The sequence below is a fragment of the Pseudomonas sp. LBUM1653 genome, from assembly GCF_059716115.1.
The window spans coordinates 5,790,481-5,809,042 of the sequence record NZ_CP166803.1; the positions used below are offsets into that span (position 1 = coordinate 5,790,481).

The 18,562-nt window shown below is 59.4% G+C and carries 17 protein-coding genes and 1 pseudogene; 11 read left to right on the forward strand and 7 right to left on the reverse strand.

Annotated elements, in window-relative coordinates:
• The first annotated feature begins 123 nt into the window (after positions 1-123).
• The 3 genes from gpgS to gpgF are packed head-to-tail and all read left to right on the forward strand — an operon-like array spanning position 124 to position 3,006.
• Positions 124-1,245 carry an N-acetylglucosaminyl phosphatidylglycerol synthase gene (gene gpgS, locus ACA054_RS26110; RefSeq protein ID WP_497686798.1) on the forward strand — a complete coding sequence of 374 codons (1,122 nt, stop codon included), beginning with the start codon at positions 124-126 and terminating at the stop codon, positions 1,243-1,245.
• Positions 1,238-2,014 carry an N-acetylglucosaminyl phosphatidylglycerol deacetylase gene (gpgD, locus tag ACA054_RS26115; protein ID WP_497686799.1) on the forward strand — a complete coding sequence of 259 codons (777 nt, stop codon included), beginning with the start codon at positions 1,238-1,240 and terminating at the stop codon, positions 2,012-2,014. The genes gpgS and gpgD overlap by 8 nt, the downstream gene beginning before the upstream one ends.
• Entirely contained in the window at positions 2,011-3,006 is a 996-nt protein-coding gene (gene gpgF, locus ACA054_RS26120; RefSeq protein ID WP_497686800.1) for a glucosaminyl phosphatidylglycerol flippase, read from the forward strand. Before gpgD ends, gpgF begins: the two co-directional genes overlap by 4 nt.
• 399 nt (positions 3,007-3,405) lie before the next feature.
• Here the strand turns inward: gpgF and ACA054_RS26125 are convergent.
• From ACA054_RS26125 to purU, 3 genes and pseudogenes are all read right to left on the reverse strand, one after another.
• Positions 3,406-4,430 (reverse strand): annotated as a pseudogene (locus ACA054_RS26125) (IS110 family RNA-guided transposase).
• Between the two features lie 394 nt (positions 4,431-4,824).
• Positions 4,825-5,016, reverse strand: coding sequence for a hypothetical protein (locus ACA054_RS26130; RefSeq protein ID WP_497686801.1), 192 nt, complete (start codon positions 5,014-5,016; stop codon positions 4,825-4,827).
• Between the two features lie 86 nt (positions 5,017-5,102).
• Positions 5,103-5,951 carry a formyltetrahydrofolate deformylase gene (gene purU / locus ACA054_RS26135; RefSeq protein WP_497686802.1) on the reverse strand — a complete coding sequence of 283 codons (849 nt, stop codon included), beginning with the start codon at positions 5,949-5,951 and terminating at the stop codon, positions 5,103-5,105.
• 336 nt (positions 5,952-6,287) lie between these two features.
• Between purU and mvaT the strand changes: the two genes are divergently transcribed.
• A complete protein-coding gene (mvaT, locus tag ACA054_RS26140; RefSeq protein ID WP_008058684.1) occupies positions 6,288-6,665 on the forward strand; it encodes a histone-like nucleoid-structuring protein MvaT in 378 nt (125 codons plus the stop codon).
• A 97-nt stretch (positions 6,666-6,762) separates the two neighbouring features.
• Here the strand turns inward: mvaT and sbcB are convergent, their stop codons facing one another.
• Entirely contained in the window at positions 6,763-8,193 is a 1,431-nt protein-coding gene (gene sbcB / locus ACA054_RS26145; RefSeq protein WP_497686803.1) for an exodeoxyribonuclease I, read from the reverse strand.
• Between the two features lie 184 nt (positions 8,194-8,377).
• Between sbcB and ACA054_RS26150 the strand changes: the two genes are divergently transcribed.
• The 6 genes from ACA054_RS26150 to ACA054_RS26175 are packed head-to-tail and all read left to right on the forward strand — an operon-like array spanning position 8,378 to position 15,097.
• Positions 8,378-9,103: an RDD family protein gene (locus ACA054_RS26150; RefSeq protein ID WP_497686804.1), complete on the forward strand. Its 726-nt coding sequence runs from the start codon at positions 8,378-8,380 to the stop codon at positions 9,101-9,103.
• Positions 9,100-10,077 (forward strand): stage II sporulation protein M, encoded by a 978-nt coding sequence (locus ACA054_RS26155; RefSeq protein ID WP_497686805.1) that lies wholly within the window; start codon positions 9,100-9,102, stop codon positions 10,075-10,077. The genes ACA054_RS26150 and ACA054_RS26155 overlap by 4 nt, the downstream gene beginning before the upstream one ends.
• Positions 10,064-11,611, forward strand: coding sequence for a DUF4129 domain-containing protein (locus ACA054_RS26160; RefSeq protein WP_497686806.1), 1,548 nt, complete (start codon positions 10,064-10,066; stop codon positions 11,609-11,611). The genes ACA054_RS26155 and ACA054_RS26160 overlap by 14 nt, the downstream gene beginning before the upstream one ends.
• On the forward strand, positions 11,608-12,771 hold the full coding sequence (locus ACA054_RS26165; RefSeq protein WP_497686807.1) for a DUF4350 domain-containing protein: 1,164 nt from the start codon (positions 11,608-11,610) through the stop codon (positions 12,769-12,771). Before ACA054_RS26160 ends, ACA054_RS26165 begins: the two co-directional genes overlap by 4 nt.
• Positions 12,768-13,769, forward strand: a complete 1,002-nt coding sequence (locus tag ACA054_RS26170; protein WP_497686808.1) for an AAA family ATPase — start codon at positions 12,768-12,770, stop codon at positions 13,767-13,769. The genes ACA054_RS26165 and ACA054_RS26170 overlap by 4 nt, the downstream gene beginning before the upstream one ends.
• On the forward strand, positions 13,766-15,097 hold the full coding sequence (locus ACA054_RS26175) for a DUF58 domain-containing protein (protein ID WP_497686809.1): 1,332 nt from the start codon (positions 13,766-13,768) through the stop codon (positions 15,095-15,097). Before ACA054_RS26170 ends, ACA054_RS26175 begins: the two co-directional genes overlap by 4 nt.
• Before the next feature lie 243 nt (positions 15,098-15,340).
• On the opposite strand, the gene ACA054_RS26180 is transcribed toward ACA054_RS26175, so the two are convergent.
• From ACA054_RS26180 to ACA054_RS26190, 3 genes are all read right to left on the reverse strand, one after another.
• Positions 15,341-15,667 (reverse strand): hypothetical protein, encoded by a 327-nt coding sequence (locus tag ACA054_RS26180; RefSeq protein ID WP_497686810.1) that lies wholly within the window; start codon positions 15,665-15,667, stop codon positions 15,341-15,343.
• 171 nt (positions 15,668-15,838) lie between these two features.
• Positions 15,839-16,198, reverse strand: coding sequence for a PilZ domain-containing protein (locus tag ACA054_RS26185; RefSeq protein WP_497686811.1), 360 nt, complete (start codon positions 16,196-16,198; stop codon positions 15,839-15,841).
• Between the two features lie 241 nt (positions 16,199-16,439).
• Positions 16,440-16,814 carry a tetratricopeptide repeat protein gene (locus ACA054_RS26190; protein ID WP_497686812.1) on the reverse strand — a complete coding sequence of 125 codons (375 nt, stop codon included), beginning with the start codon at positions 16,812-16,814 and terminating at the stop codon, positions 16,440-16,442.
• 172 nt (positions 16,815-16,986) lie between these two features.
• Between ACA054_RS26190 and pyk the strand changes: the two genes are divergently transcribed.
• Entirely contained in the window at positions 16,987-18,438 is a 1,452-nt protein-coding gene (gene pyk, locus ACA054_RS26195; protein ID WP_497686813.1) for a pyruvate kinase, read from the forward strand.
• Positions 18,439-18,562 lie beyond the last annotated feature (124 nt).

Below are 18,562 nucleotides of genomic sequence, written 5' to 3' on the forward strand. Positions count from 1 at the left end.
GCAATCCGACTTGCCCGCGAAGACGATCGCCAAAACACCAATCCCCCCGCCCCCCTCCACCAAACCCCAACCGAACATCTATTCTTCATAAAGGTCAACCAAGGAGATCAACGGACCGGAGGGATGTTCATCGTGCATATCGCTGACATAACCATGTTCTACGCCCCTGCCAGCGGTGGCGTGCGCACTTATCTGGATGCCAAGCATCATCGCCTGTGCACCAGGCCAGGCATTCGCCACAGCGTGCTGATTCCGGGGGCCGTTCTCAGCGAACAGGATGGCATCTACACGGTTCCGGCTCCCGCCCTGCCCTTCGGCAAAGGTTATCGTTTCCCTCTGCGCCTCGCGCCCTGGCGCAATGTCCTGCAGGCTCTGCAACCCGAGCTGATTGAAGTCGGCGACCCTTACCTCACCGCCTGGGCGGCCCTGGACGCTCGCCGCCAACTGGATGTGCCAGTCATCGGCTTTTATCACTCCGACCTGCCACTGCTGGCCAGCAATCGAATGGGCAACTGGGTCACGCCAAACGTCGAGGCCTATGTCAGCAAGCTCTACGGCAACTTCGACCGGGTACTGGCTCCGAGTCAGGTCATGGCCGACAAGCTGACTGGCCTTGGGGTGAAGAACGTTTTCGTGCAGCCCCTGGGGGTCGATCTCCAGGTGTTTCATCCCGATGCAAGGGATACCGGCCTTCGGGCCGAGCTGGGTCTCGACGAAAACACTCATCTATTGATCTTCGCCGGGCGCGGTTCCAAGGAGAAGAACCTGCCGGTGCTGCTCGATTGCATGATTCGCCTGGGTCGACGCTATCACCTGCTTCTGGTCGGTTCGTCGATGCCGACCACCGTGCCGGGCAACGTCACGGTCATCGACGAGTTCTGCCCTGCCACGCAAGTCGCCCGTCTGATGGCCAGTGCCGACGCTTTGCTGCATGCCGGCGACCAGGAAACCTTTGGCCTGGTGATCCTCGAAGCAATGGCCTGCGGCATCCCGGTGGTGGCGGTGGCCGCTGGCGCGTTTGAGGAAATCATCACCGATCAATGTGGCTTGTTGTGTGCCCCCAACGATCCTTCGGCCATGGCCAACGCCGTGCGCGAACTGTTCAACCAGGGCAGCGCAGCTCTCGGCCAGCAAGCCCGACGGCATGTCGAGCGGTATTACGCCTGGGACGCCGTGGTCAACAGTTTGCTCGGCCATTATCACGCCGTCCTCGGCAGCCAATGGCCGCGAGCCGCCAATGGCTGAACCCATGAATGCGCCCAGCCTGCTACTGGTACTGCACGATGTCGCGCCACCCACCTGGGCCGATTACCAGCCCTTTGTCGAAGCCGTCGACGCGCTAGGCAGCGTGCCAATCACCTGGCTGGTGGTGCCGGATTTCCACAAACACAACGACCTGCAAGCCCACCCGCAATTTTGTCGTCAGCTCAGCGCACGGCTCGAGCGCGGCGATGAACTGGTGCTGCACGGTTATTTCCACTGCGATGACGCTCCGAAGGCGAGTAATCCCCGCGACTGGTTCATGCGCCGGGTCTACACGCACGAAGGCGAGTTCTACAGTTTGTCTCGCGAGGCCGCCCTCACCCGCCTGCACGCGGGCATTGAAGTATTCCAGCGATACGATTGGCCGTTGCAGGGTTTCGTCGCGCCGGCCTGGTTGATGAGCGAAGGCACGCGCCAGGCCTTGAGACAGTTACCGCTGAATTACACCAGCGACGCCCGGCATCTTTTTCGCCTGCCTGATTTCACTGCGATCGATGCCCCAGGCCTGGTCTGGAGTGCGCGCAGTGTCTGGCGGCGTGGTGTATCGAAACTGGTCAGCCAGCAACTCGAACAGCGCTGGCGAACGGCGCCGGTGATTCGCTTGGGCCTGCACCCGGTGGACATGCGCCATGAGTTCTCGCGTACATACTGGTTGCAAACCCTCAAGCGCCTGCTCGATGAGGGCCGCGTACCCATGACCAAAACCCGTTGGCTAGCCTTGCACAGCGAGCGCATGGGGCGTGCGGCATGAGCCGCACGATTGTGCTGTGCATCGGCCTGCTCGCTGCGCTGCTGATTCCCTGGCTCTTGGGCGGCAGCGAAACCTGGTCGCGGCTCAATGACTTTCCACTGAGCAGCTTGCTGGTCATGTTCGGCATGATCTTGCTGTGCTGGGTCGTCAATACGATGCGATTGCGCCTGTTGCTGGGAGATCAGCGCCACAAGGTCAGCCCCGTGAAAAGCCTCGGCGTGGTGATGGCCGCCGAATTTGCCTATTGCGCCACGCCGGGTGGCAGTGGCGGGCCACTGACCATCATGGCGTTGCTGGCGCGCAACGGCGTGCGACCGGCCAGGGGCAGCGCGGTGTTTGCCATGGACCAACTGAGCGATCTGTTGTTTTTCCTCTGCGCATTGAGCGGGATTCTGATTTACGCCCTGTTCCAGCATCTCAGCCAGCACATGGCGTGGTTGCTGATCGTCAGTGCCGTTTCGATGTTCGGTGGACTGGTCAGTTGCGTGGTGGTGGCGCGCTATCACCGCCTGCTGATCCGTATGGGGGGCCGACTGCTGGCACGCCTCAACGTCGAGTCCTCGACCCGTATGCGTTGGGCACGAAAACTCCTGCACTTTCTGGCGGCGTTTACCGACACCCTGAAGCTGCCCCTGCAGACGCTGATCATTGTGTTTGGCTTGACGTGCGTGCATTGGATCTTGCGTTACAGCGTGTTGTACCTGGCGCTGCTTGGGCTCGGCGCGGACTTGCAGTGGGCCTGGAGCTTTCTGATCCAGATGGTTTCATTGAGTGCGGGGCAGTTCAGCCTGTTGCCAGGCGGGGCGGGGGCTGCGGAATTGACTTCCGCGGCGCTGTTGGCGCCCATGGTGGGGAAATCCACGGCAGCGGCGGCCATTCTGATCTGGCGGGCGGTGACCTATTACTTCTATTTGCTGGTGGGTGGGCCGGTATTTTTACTGATGCTGGGCCGGCCGTTGCTCAAGAAGCTTATGAAGAATGTGTACCTGTAGGTGTTGGCTTGCCGACGATGGCGCCCTGACAGCCGACTAATCGCTCGCGCCTGTACCCGATCTACTGTGGGAGCGAGCTTGCTCGCGATAGCGGCCTGACAGCGTACATATCCATTCCTGCGGTAACGGCCACCTATGGTTCCGCTCTTACATCTATGGTTACCCCCTTTTCTGCAATACTGTTTTTGATGCGTGTTTGGCTTGCTTTCATCTATTCGGCGTCTGAGTGGGGGTGTCGCCCCGCGCCTCGATGAGAATCGATGCCCAACGATCCTTATTAGCGAGACGGCCTTTCAGCCGTGTAAGAGCCCAGGGTTGTCGTCAGGCCGGTTGGCCGTTCACGTCATCAGTTATCCAGCATCGCAAAACCAGGTGGGTGGTGCTCGGGTGACAGCAGGGTCAGGCGCTCATCGCGTTTGGCCCTGCATCGAATTCAGTACGGTGTGCCGCAATCGCCCAGGCGATCCTCGCCAGCTTGTTGGCCAGCGCGCAAACCACGTGGTTGGAATGATGGCGGGCCAGTAGCTGCCGGACCCAGTCCGCCAGCCAGCCTTTCTGGTGGTTCAGATGCATCAGGTACACCCGGGCGCACTGGACCAGCAAGCGTCGCTGGTTGCGATCTCCGCGCTTGCTGATGCCCAACAACACGCTCTTGCCGCCCGTGGAATGCTGCTTGGGCACCAGGCCGATCGAGGCCGAGTAGTCTCGACCGCATTTGAACTGTTTGCCATCGCCCAACTCGGCGGCCAGGACGGTGGAGGTGATCGGGCCGACGCACGGCATGGTCATCAAGCGAGATGCCAGATCATCTTCAGCGGCCTGGCATTGCACCTCCTTGTCCAGCGACTTGATCTCCTCTTCCAGATTCTTGAAATGTCGATACAGCCTCGTCAGATTTTTTTTGAAGGGCTCAGACATTGAACTCGCCTCAAGCAGCGCCGGCAGAGTGTTGATCGATTTGAAGCCGGGGCCAGGCTGACGCCAACCTCCAGAAGGGCTGCATGAATCCGATTGGCGGTTGCGGTGCGATCCTTGATGAACGCATCGCGTATCGAGTTGGACATGGCCAGCACCTGCTGGGTCTGGGTTTTGGGCGGCACAAAGCGCATCGTCGGGCGAGTCGCTGCCTCGCAGATCGCTTCGGCATCGGCGAAGTCGTTTTTGTTGCTTTTCACGTAGGGACGTACAAGATGAGGGGCAATGAGCTTGGGTAAATGTCCAAGCTTTGCGACCTCCTGTGCCATGAAATGGGCTCCGCCACAGGCTTCCATCACCACGGTGCAAGGCTCGACATTTGCCAGATGCTGGATGAGCGCGGTACGCGTAAATTTTTTGCGGTAGAGCTCATGCCCGCGATCATCTTGAGCATGCAAATGAAAGGTGTGTTTTCCCAGGTCGATGGCGGCAATAGCTACTTTGTTCATGGCAATGGTCTCCGGTGAGCCCCCGGTGAAAGCTTAGTGGGCGATCACCGGGGGCGGCGGGGGTAGCCATCTCATTAGCGAGTCACTTGGAAGAGCCTGTAGGAGCGAGCATGCTCGCGATGGAGGTCAACGATGACGCGGGGAGCCTGACACCCCGCGGTGCTCTCAGGTTTTTCGCGAGCATGCTCGCTCCTACAGAGCCCGCCGCGATGGGCCATCCTTGGCCCAGCGCGGCTAAACCGGCATCCATGCCGGTTTACCCACTGCGCAGAACCTCCACTCGGCCTCTCGAGGGGGCAAGAAAATCAAAAGCCAAAGTAAAAGCGAGGCGGCCTACCGGCCGGCCTGATCGGGAGCCGTACGCGTTTCCCCGCATAAGGGCGCAACCATCAACTCATGTATCGTGCCCATTTTTTGGCAAGCCAGCGCCTGCTGGCTCTTGCTGCAACTGTTCCCACAATTCAGCGGCCCCCGGAAACTCCGTGCCATCTTCCGGGCTCAATTCATCGGGGTCGTAACGGCTCAAACAACCCTCACCCAAGGTGGCGGGTGCCTTGGAGGTGGCTTTGTCCAGTGGATCGGCCATGGTCATGTCCTCGGTGCAGAAACGGCGAAGGGCCTGCAGCGATTGAACGCCCAGGCCCTTCGAATTTCAACCGTGCCGTGCAGCGATCAGAACACCACGGTTTTGTTGCCGTGTACCAGCACCCGGTCTTCCAGGTGGTAACGCAGACCACGGGCCAGCACCATTTTCTCGACATCACGACCGAAGCGCACCATGTCTTCGATGCTGTCGCTGTGGCTGACGCGCACCACGTCCTGCTCGATGATCGGGCCGGCGTCCAGTTCTTCGGTTACATAGTGGCAAGTAGCGCCGATCAGCTTTACCCCGCGCAGGGAAGCCTGGTGGTACGGCTTGGCGCCGACGAACGACGGCAGGAAGCTGTGGTGGATGTTGATGACCTTGTGTGCATATTCACGGCACAGTTCAGGCGGCAGAATCTGCATGTAGCGGGCCAATACGACCACTTCGGCATCATGCTGCTTGACCAGGCGCGAGACCTCGGCAAATGCCGGCTCCTTGTCCTGGGGATTCACCGGTACGTGGTAGTACGGAATGCCGTGCCATTCGACCATGCTGCGCAGGTCGTCGTGGTTGGAAATCACACAGGCGATTTCACAATCCAGTTCATCGCTGTGCCAGCGATGCAGCAAGTCGGCGAGGCAGTGAGACTCGCGGCTGGCCATCAGCACCACGCGCTTCTTCTCCTCGGTATCGGTAATACGCCAGTCCATCGAGAACTCTTCGGCAATCGGCGCAAAGGCTTCGCGCAAGGCGTCGATCCCGAAAGGCAGCGAATCGGCACGAATTTCGTGACGCATGAAGAACCAGCCACTGAGATTGTCCGAGTGGTGGCTCGCTTCAGTGATCCAGCCGTTATGTGACGCCAGAAAGTTACTGACTTTGGCAACGATGCCGACGCGGTCCGGGCAAGAAATCACCAGCCGAAAAGTGCGCATGAGGGGGAAACTCCAGAACTTCGCAAAGGCGGCCATTCTAGCGATTGCGCAGAAAAACTGCAGTAATGATGACGCGCCGCTTTCCCCGATGGCTTACGCCAAGGTTTGCGCTGCACCAGAGTGACGCCCGGCACACTGTACTTGGCGATCGACCAGCACTGGTTTGTAAATATCTGTAGCACAGGCTGCGCATTATTTAACTGCGCATCCAATGCGTGCTGAATTTACTGGAATTTAATTAAATAAACTCGGGTTTAATGTTTACTTGATGAAACAGCCTGACTATTATTGCCGCACTGTCACCTGCCATCCAGCGCCCTACATAAGGTAGTAATCATGTCCTTGATCAACGAATATCGCGCCACCGAAGAAGCTATCAAAGAGCTGCAAGCCCGTTTGAAGAATCTGTCCCAAGACGACAAACTGCAGACCGAGCTGGAATTCGAAGGCAAGCTGCGCACCCTGATGGGCGAATATTCCAAGTCCCTGCGCGACATCATCGCGCTGCTGGATCCAGAAGCAAAAACCAAAGCACCACGTGGCGGCGCAGTAAAAACTACTGGCACCAAGCGTGCTCGCAAAGTTAAACAATACAAAAACCCGCACAACGGCGAAGTCATCGAGACCAAAGGTGGCAACCACAAAACTCTGAAAGAGTGGAAAGCCAAGTGGGGCGGTGACGTGGTTGAAGGCTGGGCTACCCTGCTGGGCTAAGCTTGCGCGCTTGTCGCGGATCGATTGCGACAAAAAAACGCCAGCACACGCTGGCGTTTTTTTATGCCCGGAGTTTAACCCCGGGACATTTTCGATATCAAAGATTCAAACGTTTGCGTAAACCCTGAACATATTCCTGCCATTCATTCAGTACCACCTGCTGCAACGATGTCGCTGTAAGGCTCAACTGGGCTGCGGCCTCTACGAAACTATCCAGGGTATTCGGCGCGCCCCATTCAGGCACTGACAAACGTTTCTGACAGAATATTCGCCAGCGTTCTTGCTCGTCGAGACTCAAGGTGTCGGGAAAGTTACGCGCTCGATATCGAAACAATAGCTCTGGCAAACGTTCATCATCGAAAGGCCATTGCTCTTGTGCCAATTGCAGCGGGTCGACTGTTCTCACTTGCTCGCATAGACGCCGATCACGGTCGCCGATAAATCCATCGTATAACTGTTGTTCAGGATCCTCGCTCGAGGAAAAATCTTCACGGGCATAAATCGCCAGAACTTTAGCTTGCCAATCTTGCTGCGCGTCACTTAGCCGCAGTGCGCGTTGCTGATAGAGCGCAACATCCATTCCCAGGCGCAGCTGGTCTTCAGGACGAAGAACCGATACCGGCGCCACCACGGGGCATTTATTGATATGGATAAGCTTGAGCGGTACGGGCAACTCACCCTCTGCCAGGTCTTCGCGGCGGGTATACAAGCGCTGGCGCAAGGTTTCGGCATCGAGATCGAGCAAGCCCTGCGGGTCGATGTGCAGGTCGCAGACAATCAGTGCGTTCTTGTTGCGTGGGTGCCAGGCCAAGGGCAACACCACGCCGACATAGTTGCGCGCCGCAGAAAAGCGCCCCGACACATGCACCATGGGTTGCAGCAGGCGTATCTGGTCCAGAACCTTTTGCTTGCTGCGAAGCTGAAACAACCAGTCATACAACTTTGGCTGCTTTTCCCGGATCAGGCGCGCCAGGGCGATCGTGGCGCGAACGTCCGACAGCGCTTCGTGGGCGTTGCCATGATCGATGCCGTTGGCGGCGGTCAGGCGTTCAAGCTTGAGGGTCACCCGCCCCTCATCGTCTGTCGGCCAGACAAGGCCATCGGGGCGCAAGGCATAGGCCGCGCGCACGACATCGATCAGGTCCCAGCGACTGTTACCACCCTGCCATTCCCGCGCATAAGGGTCGAAAAAATTGCGGTACAGACTGTAGCGGGTCATCTCATCGTCGAAGCGCAACGTGTTGTACCCGGCGCCGCAAGTACCCGGCGCCGCCAGTTGGGCATGTACCCGGGTCATGAAGTCGGCTTCGCTCAACCCGTCCTCGGCCAGTCGGGCGGGCGTAATGCCAGTGATTGCGCAGGCCGCGGGATGCGGCAGGATGTCGTCGCTGGGCCGGCAAAAGAGGTTGACCGGCTCGTCGATTTCATTGAGCTCGAAGTCAGTACGCAACCCCGCCATTTGCAGCGGGCGGTCGCAACGAGGATTGATTCCCGTCGTTTCGTAGTCGTACCAGAAGATGGAGGTCACGGGCTATTCCTGAACTGAAGATTGGCGAAGTCTAGGCGTTCCCGTCCCGCTCCGGCCAGCAATCCTGCCATTCAATCATCCCTGGCTACTCAATGTGCAATACATAGTTATGTCGTTTTTCCCGACGAGGCTGCTAGCATCCGGTGAAGAGACAAACCGATCAGGCCACACCATCAGGTTGCCCATGCTCGACACCACAGCACTGCCACGGAAAGCGACGCTGCCCCCACCACTGGACACGCGGTATCAGGTCGAAACGCCCGAAGGCATAGACTTGCCACTGCGCCCGGCCGGGTTGATGGTGCGCGCACTGGCGTTTTCCATCGACCTGGGGTTGCGCGGGTTGATCCTGGGCCTGCTGTTCATTGCCCTGGCGATGCTCGGAAAACTCGGTGCAGGGCTGGGTTCGATCCTGCTCTTCGGCGTGAGCTGGTGGTACATGGTGCTGTTCGAAGTCTTCAACCAGGGGTGTTCACCGGGCAAACAATGGATGGGCCTGCGTGTCGTTCAGGACGATGGCACGCCTGTTGGCTGGTCCACGTCACTGTTGCGCAACCTGCTGCGATTTGTCGACATGTTGCCGTTCGGCTACTTTCTCGGCGCCATCAGTTGCCTGCAGCACCCCAACTTCAAGCGCCTCGGTGATCTGGCCGCCGGCACGCTGGTGATCTACCGCGAGCAGCCGCTCACCCGCCCCCAGCTCCCACCCTCGCAACCCCGTCGCGCACCTTTTGCACTGACACTGACCGAGCAACGCGCCATCCTCGGGTTTGCCGAACGCCAGGCCGGGCTGTCCGATGCCAGGGTCAATGAGCTCGCCTCGATCCTCGCGCGCCCCTTGCAGGTTTCTGCTCCCCGGGCCGTGGTCGAACTCAACGGCATCGCCCACGGTTTGTTGGGTCCGGCATGAAACAAAGCCTTTTCGAACATCGGCACATGGCCGAATGGGAGCAGTTTTCCCTCATGCTGGACAGGCTGGAGCGGGACAGGAAAGCCAATGAGGGCGGCAATTTCCCGGCCGATTATCGGCGCATTTGCCAACACTTGGCACTGGCCCGCGAGCGGGGTTACAGCAGCTTCCTGATCGACTCATTGCAGCAACACGTGTTGCGCGGGCATCAGCAGCTTTATCGACATCGCAGTCAGCTCGGGGCCCATGCGCTGGGTTTCATCCTGGCCGGCTTCCCCCGGCTGGTACGCGAACAATGGCGCTTCGTGCTCGCCGCCAGCCTGATGTTTTTCGGCAGCCTGATCGCGATTGCAGGGCTGGTGTATCTGTTTCCGGACTTGGTCTATAACCTGATTCCGGCCGATCAGGTCAGCGACATGCAAAGCATGTACGACCCCGATGCCGGTCACCTGGGGCGCTCGATGGAGCGGGCAGCCAGTGAAGACTGGGCAATGTTCGGCTACTACATCATGCACAACATCGGGATCGCCTTTCAGACCTACGCCAGCGGTTTGCTGTTTGGCCTGGGCAGCGCGTTTTTCCTGGTCTTCAACGGTTTGATGATCGGCGCGGTGGCCGGGCACCTGACGCATATTGGATACGGGCAAAGCTTCTGGTCATTCGTGGTCGGCCACGGTGCCTTTGAGTTGACAGCCATTGCCCTGGCGGGTGCCGCAGGCCTGCAACTGGGTTGGGCGTTGATTGCACCGGGACGTCTGTCCCGTGCCGAAGCCTTGCGCCTGGCGGCCCGCAAGAGCGTGCTGCTGATTTGCGGCGTCATGTTGTTTCTGCTGATCGCGGCATTTATCGAAGCCTACTGGTCGTCGATGGCGACCCCGGCGCCCCTGACCAAATACCTGGTCGGTGCGGCCCTCTGGGTGCTGGTGGCGGTTTACCTGCTATTCGCCGGACGGACCCACCATGCGCCTGAGTGATACCACAGTGGTCATCCGCCCAAGACCGACCTGGGAAGCTATGGACCTCGGCGTGCTGTTGAGCCAGCGCCACCGGCGCCTGCTGATGAGCAGTTGGGCGATTGTCACTTTGCCGGTTTTCGCGTTGCTCACCTGGTTGCTGTGGGATTCGCCGACCCTGGCCGTGTTCATCTTCTGGTGGCTGAAACCGGCCTTCGAGCGCTTGCCGTTGTACATCCTTTCCAAAGCCATTTTTGCAGAAACGCCCACCCTCAAGCAGGCGCTTTACCAGTGGCCACGGTTGCTCAAGCCGCAACTGTTGGCCAGCCTGACCTGGCGACGCCTGAGCCTGAGTCGCAGCTTGGTGCTGCCCGTGTTGCAGCTCGAAGGCCTGAGCGGTGATGCGCGCCAACAACGATTGCAGGTGTTGTTGCAGCGTGACGCCAGCGCGGCACGCTGGCTGACCGTGATCGGTGCGCATCTGGAAGGCGCGTTATGGATCGGTTTGATGGTGCTGTTTTATCTGCTGTTGCCACAACAGGTCGCACTTGACTGGAGCTGGCAGTCGCTGATCAGCGCCGCGACGCAGGATTGGCACTGGCTGGAACACCTGTCCAACGGCTTCTACGTCCTGGTGCTGGTGGTTTGGGAACCGGTCTACGTGGCCGCAGGCTTCAGCCTGTACCTGAACCGGCGCACCGCGCTCGAAGCCTGGGATATCGAGCTGGTGTTTCGCCGCCTGTCCCAGCGTTTGAGCGGCACAACCCTTGCCCTGTTACTGGCAGCGACCTTGTTGCTGCCGATCGCACCCACCGTCTGGGCGGCCGGGTCGCCCCCTGCGACGCCCGACAGTCCGCGCTTGCTGGAGCAACCACTGACCAGCCAGGCGTCCCGGGACAGCATCAAGACCCTCCTCGAACAGCCACCGTTCAAGAACAGGGAAACCGTCACCCGCTATCGATTCGGCGAGAACCAGGCCGCCGACGAACGCGCGGATGACGACAAGCTACCTCAATGGCTGCAGGCGCTGCTCCAGCTGTTTGACAACCAGCACTTCGGCGCATTGGCCACGTTGATCGAAGTCACGCTGTGGACAGCCGTGATCACCGCCATCGGCGTCTTGATCTGGAACTACCGTGAGTGGTTGCAGGCGTTCGTAAGCCGTCGCCCGCGCCCCGCTAAAAAAGCCCGGCAGCCGCCTACCCCGCAGGCCTTCGGTTTGGACCTCAGCCTCGAGACCCTGCCCCCCGACATCGCCGCCAGTGCCGAAAGTCTCTGGCAGAGCAACCCGCGTGCAGCGCTTGGCTTGCTCTATCGCGCCCTGCTCAGCCGCCTGTTGCACGACTTCAACATGCCACTCAAAGCCGCCGACACCGAAGGTCAGGTACTGGAGCGCATCGAGCAACTGCAGCAACCGGCCCTGTTGGCCTTCAGCAAAGACCTGACCGCGCATTGGCAAAACATGGCCTACGGGCACCGACTGCCGCCCACTCATGTGCAGCGCGAACTGTGCGACGCCTGGCGTGGCGTATTTGGCCCGGAAATCGCCCGTTGAACCGGCGCACCTGGCCAATCGTCAGCGCAGTGACCGCTGTGCTGCTGGGCGTGCTGATGACTTGGCTGTACCTGAAGGCAACGCCCTACTCGGCCGAAATCGACCACGGCCCGGCGCCTGAAGCCCTGGCCAATCCCTACCTGGCCGCCGAGCTTTTTCTGCGCAAGCAGGGCCTGAGTGTCAGCCATGCCAATAGCCTCGACATCCTGCCAAGCCTTGCGCCAGCCCATCACAGTCTGTTGTTGCTCGGCGACCGCTACAACATGACGCCCAGGCAAATCGATCAAGTGCTGAACTGGACCCGGGCCGGCGGGCGCCTGCTGTTCGTCGCACAGTCGCTGTGGGATGAAAAAACCGGGCAAAGCAATGACCTGTTGCTTGATCGGGTGCAACTGCAGCAATCGCTGAGCAAAGACCTCAAGGACCCGCCGCCCGATACCCCGGGCGACCCCTACCCGCAACTGACCAAACTCCATCTGGAAAATGAAGACGCACCGGCCTACGCTGGCTTCGATACCGCGTTCCATCTCGAAGACCCGAAAAACCTCGCCCAGGCCTGGGCCAACAGTGCCAAGGCCACCCATATGATGCAACTGGACCACGGGCTCGGCTCGATCATTGTGGTGACCGACGCCGACCTGTGGAAAACCCCGGCCATCGATCAATACGACAATGCCTGGCTGCTCTGGTACCTGACCGTCGATACCGGTGTGACCCTTTTGTTCAACACCGAGCACGACAGCCTGCTGACACTGCTGCTGCGCCATTTCCCACAGGCGCTGGTCGCCTTGGTCGCCCTGATCGGACTGGTCTGCTGGCACTTCGGTGTGCGCCACGGCCCACTGCTGGAACCGCAGGCCAAAGCCCGTCGCCAGCTGCAGGAACACCTGCGCGCCAGTGCCGATTTCATGTTGCGGCACAATGGCCAGGACAGTCTTCTGCAGGCCTTGCAGCAAGACATACTGCGCCGAGTGAGACACCGTCATCCTGGCTATGAACAACTCGATGTCGCCGAACAATGGCGGGTGCTCGCCCGCCTGAGCGGCCAGCCCACGGACGCGATCAGCCAAGCCATGGGCCCGAGGGCGAAGCAGCGGCTTTCCAGCACTGAATTCAGCCGCCAGGTCGCCCGTCTGCAAACTTTGAGGAATGCGATATGAGTCAACCGATCGAGCCCGATGCGATCAACCACGCCAGCCAGCAACGCCATCGCGCCTGCCAGCTGGCCCAGGCGGTGCGCAATGAATTGCAAAAAGCCGTGATCGGACAGAACACGGTCATCGACGACGTTCTCACAGCCCTGCTTGCCGGCGGTCACGTATTGCTCGAAGGCGTGCCGGGCCTGGGCAAGACGTTGCTGGTAAGGGCGCTGGCACGCTGCTTCGGCGGCGAATTCGCGCGTATCCAGTTCACCCCTGACCTGATGCCCAGCGATGTCACCGGGCATGCGGTGTACGACTTGCAGACCGAGCAATTCAAGCTGCGCAAGGGACCGTTGTTCACCAACCTGTTGCTCGCCGACGAGATCAACCGTGCCCCGGCAAAAACCCAGGCCGCGCTGCTCGAAGCCATGCAGGAACGGCAAGTCACCCTCGAAGGCCGCGCCCTGCCGATCGCGCAGCCGTTCATGGTGCTCGCCACGCAAAACCCCATCGAACAGGAAGGCACTTACCCGCTGCCGGAAGCCGAACTTGATCGTTTCATGCTCAAGGTGCGCATGGACTACCCCGACGCCGAGCAGGAATTGAACATGGTGCGCCAGGTCAGCCGCTCGACCCGGGCCGACATGCTCGATGTGCAACCGCTGCGCACCGTGCTGCAAGCCAAGGAGGTGCTGGCCTTGCAGCGCATCGCCAGTGATTTGCCGTTGGACGATCAAGTCCTCGACTACGCCGTACGCCTGGCCCGCAGCACCCGCAGCTGGCCCGGCCTCACCCTCGGCGCCGGGCCTCGGGCGTCCATAGCGCTGGTGCGCTGCGCAAGGGCACGGGCCTTGTTGCGCGGCGGCGAGTTTGTGATACCCGATGACATAAAAGGCTGCGCCCTGGCCGTGTTGCGCCATCGCGTGCGCATCGCGCCGGAGCTGGATATCGAAGGGCTAGACGTCGATCAGGTCCTGCGGCAACTGCTCGACCAAGTGCCGGCGCCACGGCTTTGAAACCCTCGCGCCTGCTGCTGATCTGGCTCGCGATCCTGCTAGCCATCGGCATCGTGCTGGGCACCTTGCGGGCGCTGGACATGGCGTTGCCATCGAGCCTGTTCTCGATCAACTGGGGATTGCTGCTGGCACTACTGGCACTGGCGATACTCGATGCTGTTCGTCTCAAACGCCTGCCCTCCCCCCGAGTGCAGCGACAAATGCCCGGCAGCCTGGCCCTCGGCCGCTGGAGTGCAGTGCGACTGGAAGTCGAGCACGACTTTCCCCTATCACTGCACATCCAGATCTACGACCACGTACCCGACGGCCTGAGCTTCGAGAACCTGCCCCTGTCGGTCGAACTTCAACCAGGCCAGCACAGCGACGTCGAGTATCGCCTGCGCCCGCTCAAACGCGGCCACTTCAGCTTCGATACCTGCGAAATCAGCCTGCCCAGCCCATTGGGTCTATGGCACGGCAAACGCCTGTTGAGCGTGATCGACCACACCCGCGTCTACCCCGACTTCGCCCGACTCTACGGCGGCCAACTACTGGCGGTGGACAACTGGCTCAGCCAACTCGGCGTGCGCCAGCGCCAACGACGCGGCCTTGGCCTGGAGTTTCATCAGCTACGGGAATTTCGCGAAGGCGACAGCCTGCGCCAGATCGACTGGAAAGCCACCGCCCGCCAACGCACACCGATTGCCCGGGAGTACCAGGACGAGCGTGACCAACAGATCATCTTCATGCTCGATTGCGGGAGACGCATGCGCAGCCAGGACGGTGAACTGACGCATTTCGATCACGCGCTCAACGCCTGCCTGTTGCTGAGCTACGTCGCGCTGCGCCAGGGGGATGCGGTCGGCCTCAGCACCTTTGCCAGCGATCACCCGCGCTACCTCGCCCCGGTGAAAGGTGCTGGCCAGCTGAACGTGGTGCTCAACACGGTCTACGACCTGAACAGCACCCAACGCAGTGCCGATTATCAAGCCGCTGCAACTCATCTGCTAGCCCGACAAAAACGCCGCTCGCTAGTAGTGTTAATGACCAGCTTGCGGGACGAAGACGATGAGGAACTGCTCACGGCTGTCAAACGCCTGAGCAAGCAGCATCGGGTGCTGGTCGCGAGCCTGCGCGAAGACGTACTCGACAACCTGCGTCAGACAACCGTGCAAACCTTGTCCGAAGCGCTGATATATTGCGCAACGGTGGACTTCTTGAATACTCGGTCCGAACTTCATGAACGACTGAATGCCCATCGCGTGCCGGTACTTGATGCAAGCACTCGTGAACTGGGCGCCGCGCTGGTGACGCGCTACCTGGAATGGAAGAGGGCAGGAGTCTTTTAGCTTTTGTCACATACTACGAATAAAATTTCTCTCAAAATGCCAAACGGGTAGAACGTCTAGCGACGATCATAATTTGAGTCAATGGGGGATGAAAAAGATACTCAATCGCGGGCAACTGAGTGGTGAAACCGTGAAATGATCAAAATAACAGCTGTAGAGCTCCGAAGGAGATAACGCCCCTTTAAGAGCTCTACAGCTCAAATGCTACCTTGACTGAAAGCATCCAACTACAAAAAAAAACGGCTATTGCACATTAAACCATCCGCTGGAATACAACACAGACGTTTCGTTCTTGGAGATGAACCGATAATTGATAGCGTTGTTGCCAACTGGCATTTGAAAATCCGTGGTAAACCTAAACGGGTTCCCCTCCATTTTCACGCCCTTGCGGAGATACTGATTAGTGTCCTTGTCGTAGAATTCCATCACTATAGATTCCCACCCTCCCGAATCAACCATTAAATTCACATTTGGACCGCGAGAAATAGTCTGTCCAGGACCTGGAGTGATCCAGGGACGAATGGTAAGCGGTTCTTCGGTTTTGGCTGAGTCATCTTTTTTATCTGTCATGTTCTTAAGCTCCGAAAGTTACTTGGCCAGAAGGGTGGCAAGCACAATCTAGAGCGATAAAAAACCAATTACAGCTGTCACAATTGACAGTCCAGACCAACGGTTATCACGCTCAAGCGCCGCAGGTTTCCCAGCGATGAGCCTCTTCCCCGCCAACTTTATAACCTCATCTCAGGCAGACGCCGGTAACGGCTGAAAACTGAAGTACTGCTTCAATGCCTCCACCAGTTGCCCATACTCCGGTGGTGCCCGTTGCAGGCTAAACCCGGCGTCATAATGGTGGGGTGTTGCGTCTTCATGGCACCACAAGCAACACGCCCGCAGATCGATGACCTGCATACACCCGCCGCTCGCGGGGATTTTCAGGCGCAAATCGAAATCCGCGCCGATCATCATCGGCAGCTGACTGATGAGCATCAGCCCGTCTTCGGAAACATTGCCGAGATAGCCAATCGGTTTATCGGTAATGCTGTTGAACACTTTCAGAAAATACGGCAGTTGATGCCGCTCGATCCGGCGGTCAGTGAACATGCTGAATTCGCTATGCCAGGCCCTTAAGCAGGGCCGCACTAATGCTTCGGAACGGGCCGACCTGCTGTTGAGTCAGGCATGGGCGCGCTCTCCCCGATCCTGGTGCGACAGTCCATGAACCGCTGCCGCTTACTCCTGCCGATCACAGGTGTTACGTCGGTCTGGAGGCAAGGCTCTAAACCGCTTTATTCGACTATAGCTCACCGTCGCCGGTGAGCCAGCCATTGAATGAGAAACGTAATCAGAAGCGGGTCGGACGCACCACCGCCGCGCTGCGCAGCGGGTAGTGACCCAGCGCTTGCAAGGTTTCCAAGCGTGCCTGGGCGCGGTAGGCGTATTCGCTTTGCGGGTACGACGCGATGATGAACTGGTAGGTTTGCGCCGCATCGACAAACAGTTTCTGCCGTTCCAGGCACAAACCGCGCAGCATCGACACTTCCGGCCATACATAAGGCCGCGCACGGCTGGCGCGTTCAACTTTGGACAGCTCGAGCGTCACTTGCTCGCAATTGCCACGGTCATAGGCGCTGTAGGCGAGGTTCAAATGGTGGTTCATCGACCAACGGGTGCAGCCCACAACACTGAGGGCAAGGACGGCTATGAGCACGAATCGCATGGGAGTTCTCCTGACTTGAGCTCTGTATCGACCCGTGGCTCAAAATCTTCAGGCTTCCGGTAACCAAAAGTAATCGGGTCAATAAACAAACGAATAAGTAGTGCACATGAACAATGACTACACCCCAAGAGCATAGTAGCCTCACTCAGCGCTTGAACTCAGGAGTCTTTGCATGTCCGTCCGTCGTACCAAAATCGTCGCCACCCTTGGCCCGGCCAGTAACTCGCCGGAAGTTCTCGAACAGCTGATCCTGGCTGGCCTGGACGTCGCCCGCCTGAACTTCTCCCACGGCACCCCCGACGAGCACAAGGCTCGCGCTAAGCTGGTGCGTGACCTGGCGGCCAAGCACGGCCGCTTCGTCGCCCTGCTGGGTGACCTGCAAGGCCCGAAAATCCGTATCGCCAAATTCGCCAACAAGAAGATCGAGCTGAAGATCGGTGATCAATTCACCTTCTCCACCAGCCATCCCCTGACCGAAGGCAACCAGCAAGTGGTCGGTATCGACTACCCGGACCTGGTCAAGGACTGCGGTGTAGGCGACGAGCTGCTGCTCGACGACGGCCGCGTGGTGATGCGCGTCGATACCGCCACCGCTACCGAACTGAACTGCACCGTGATCATCGGTGGTCCGCTGTCCGACCATAAAGGCATCAACCGTCGCGGCGGTGGCCTGACCGCTCCAGCCCTGACCGAGAAAGACAAGGCTGACATCAAGCTCGCCGCAGAAATGCAGGTCGACTACCTGGCAGTGTCCTTCCCGCGTGACGCCGCCGACATGGAATACGCCCGTCAACTGCGCGACGAAGCCGGCGGTACTGCCTGGCTGGTGGCGAAGATTGAACGCGCCGAAGCTGTGGCCGATGACGACACACTCGACGCACTGATCAATGCCTCCGACGCCGTCATGGTGGCGCGTGGTGATCTCGGCGTGGAAATCGGCGACGCCGAGCTGGTGGGCATCCAGAAAAAAATCATTCTGCACGCACGCCGCCACAACAAGGCCGTGATCGTGGCGACCCAGATGATGGAGTCGATGATCCAGAACCCGATGCCGACCCGCGCCGAAGTGTCCGACGTGGCCAACGCCGTGCTCGACTACACCGACGCCGTGATGCTCTCGGCCGAAAGTGCTGCCGGCCTGTACCCGTTGGAAGCCGTGCAGGCGATGGCGCGCATTTGCGTCGGCGCTGAAAAGCACCCGACCAGCAAGACCTCCAGCCACCGCATCGGCAAAGAGTTCCAGCGCTGTGACGAAAGCATTGCGCTGGCGACCATGTACACCGCCAACCACTTCCCAGGCGTAAAAGCGATCATCGCCCTGACCGAAAGCGGCTACACCCCACTGATCATGTCGCGCATCCGTTCCTCGGTGCCGATCTATGCCTTCACCCCACACCGCGAAGCCCAGGCACGCGCGGCGCTGTTCCGTGGCGTGTACACCATTCCGTTCGATCCGGCTTCGCTGGCGCCGAACGAAGTCAGCCAGAAGGCGATCGACGAGCTGGTCAAGCGCGGCGTCGTAGAGAAAGGCGACTGGGTCATCCTGACCAAGGGCGACAGCTACCACACCACCGGTGGCACCAACGGCATGAAGATCCTGCACGTTGGTGATCCGATGGTCTGAATGATCGCCTGTTGAAAAAGCCCCGCAGCGGACAGCTCCGGGGCTTTTTTATTCTGAATAATTCAGGAATTACTGTCAAATATGACAGTATTCAGCGCTTTTAAACTTCGATTGAATGTCTCTC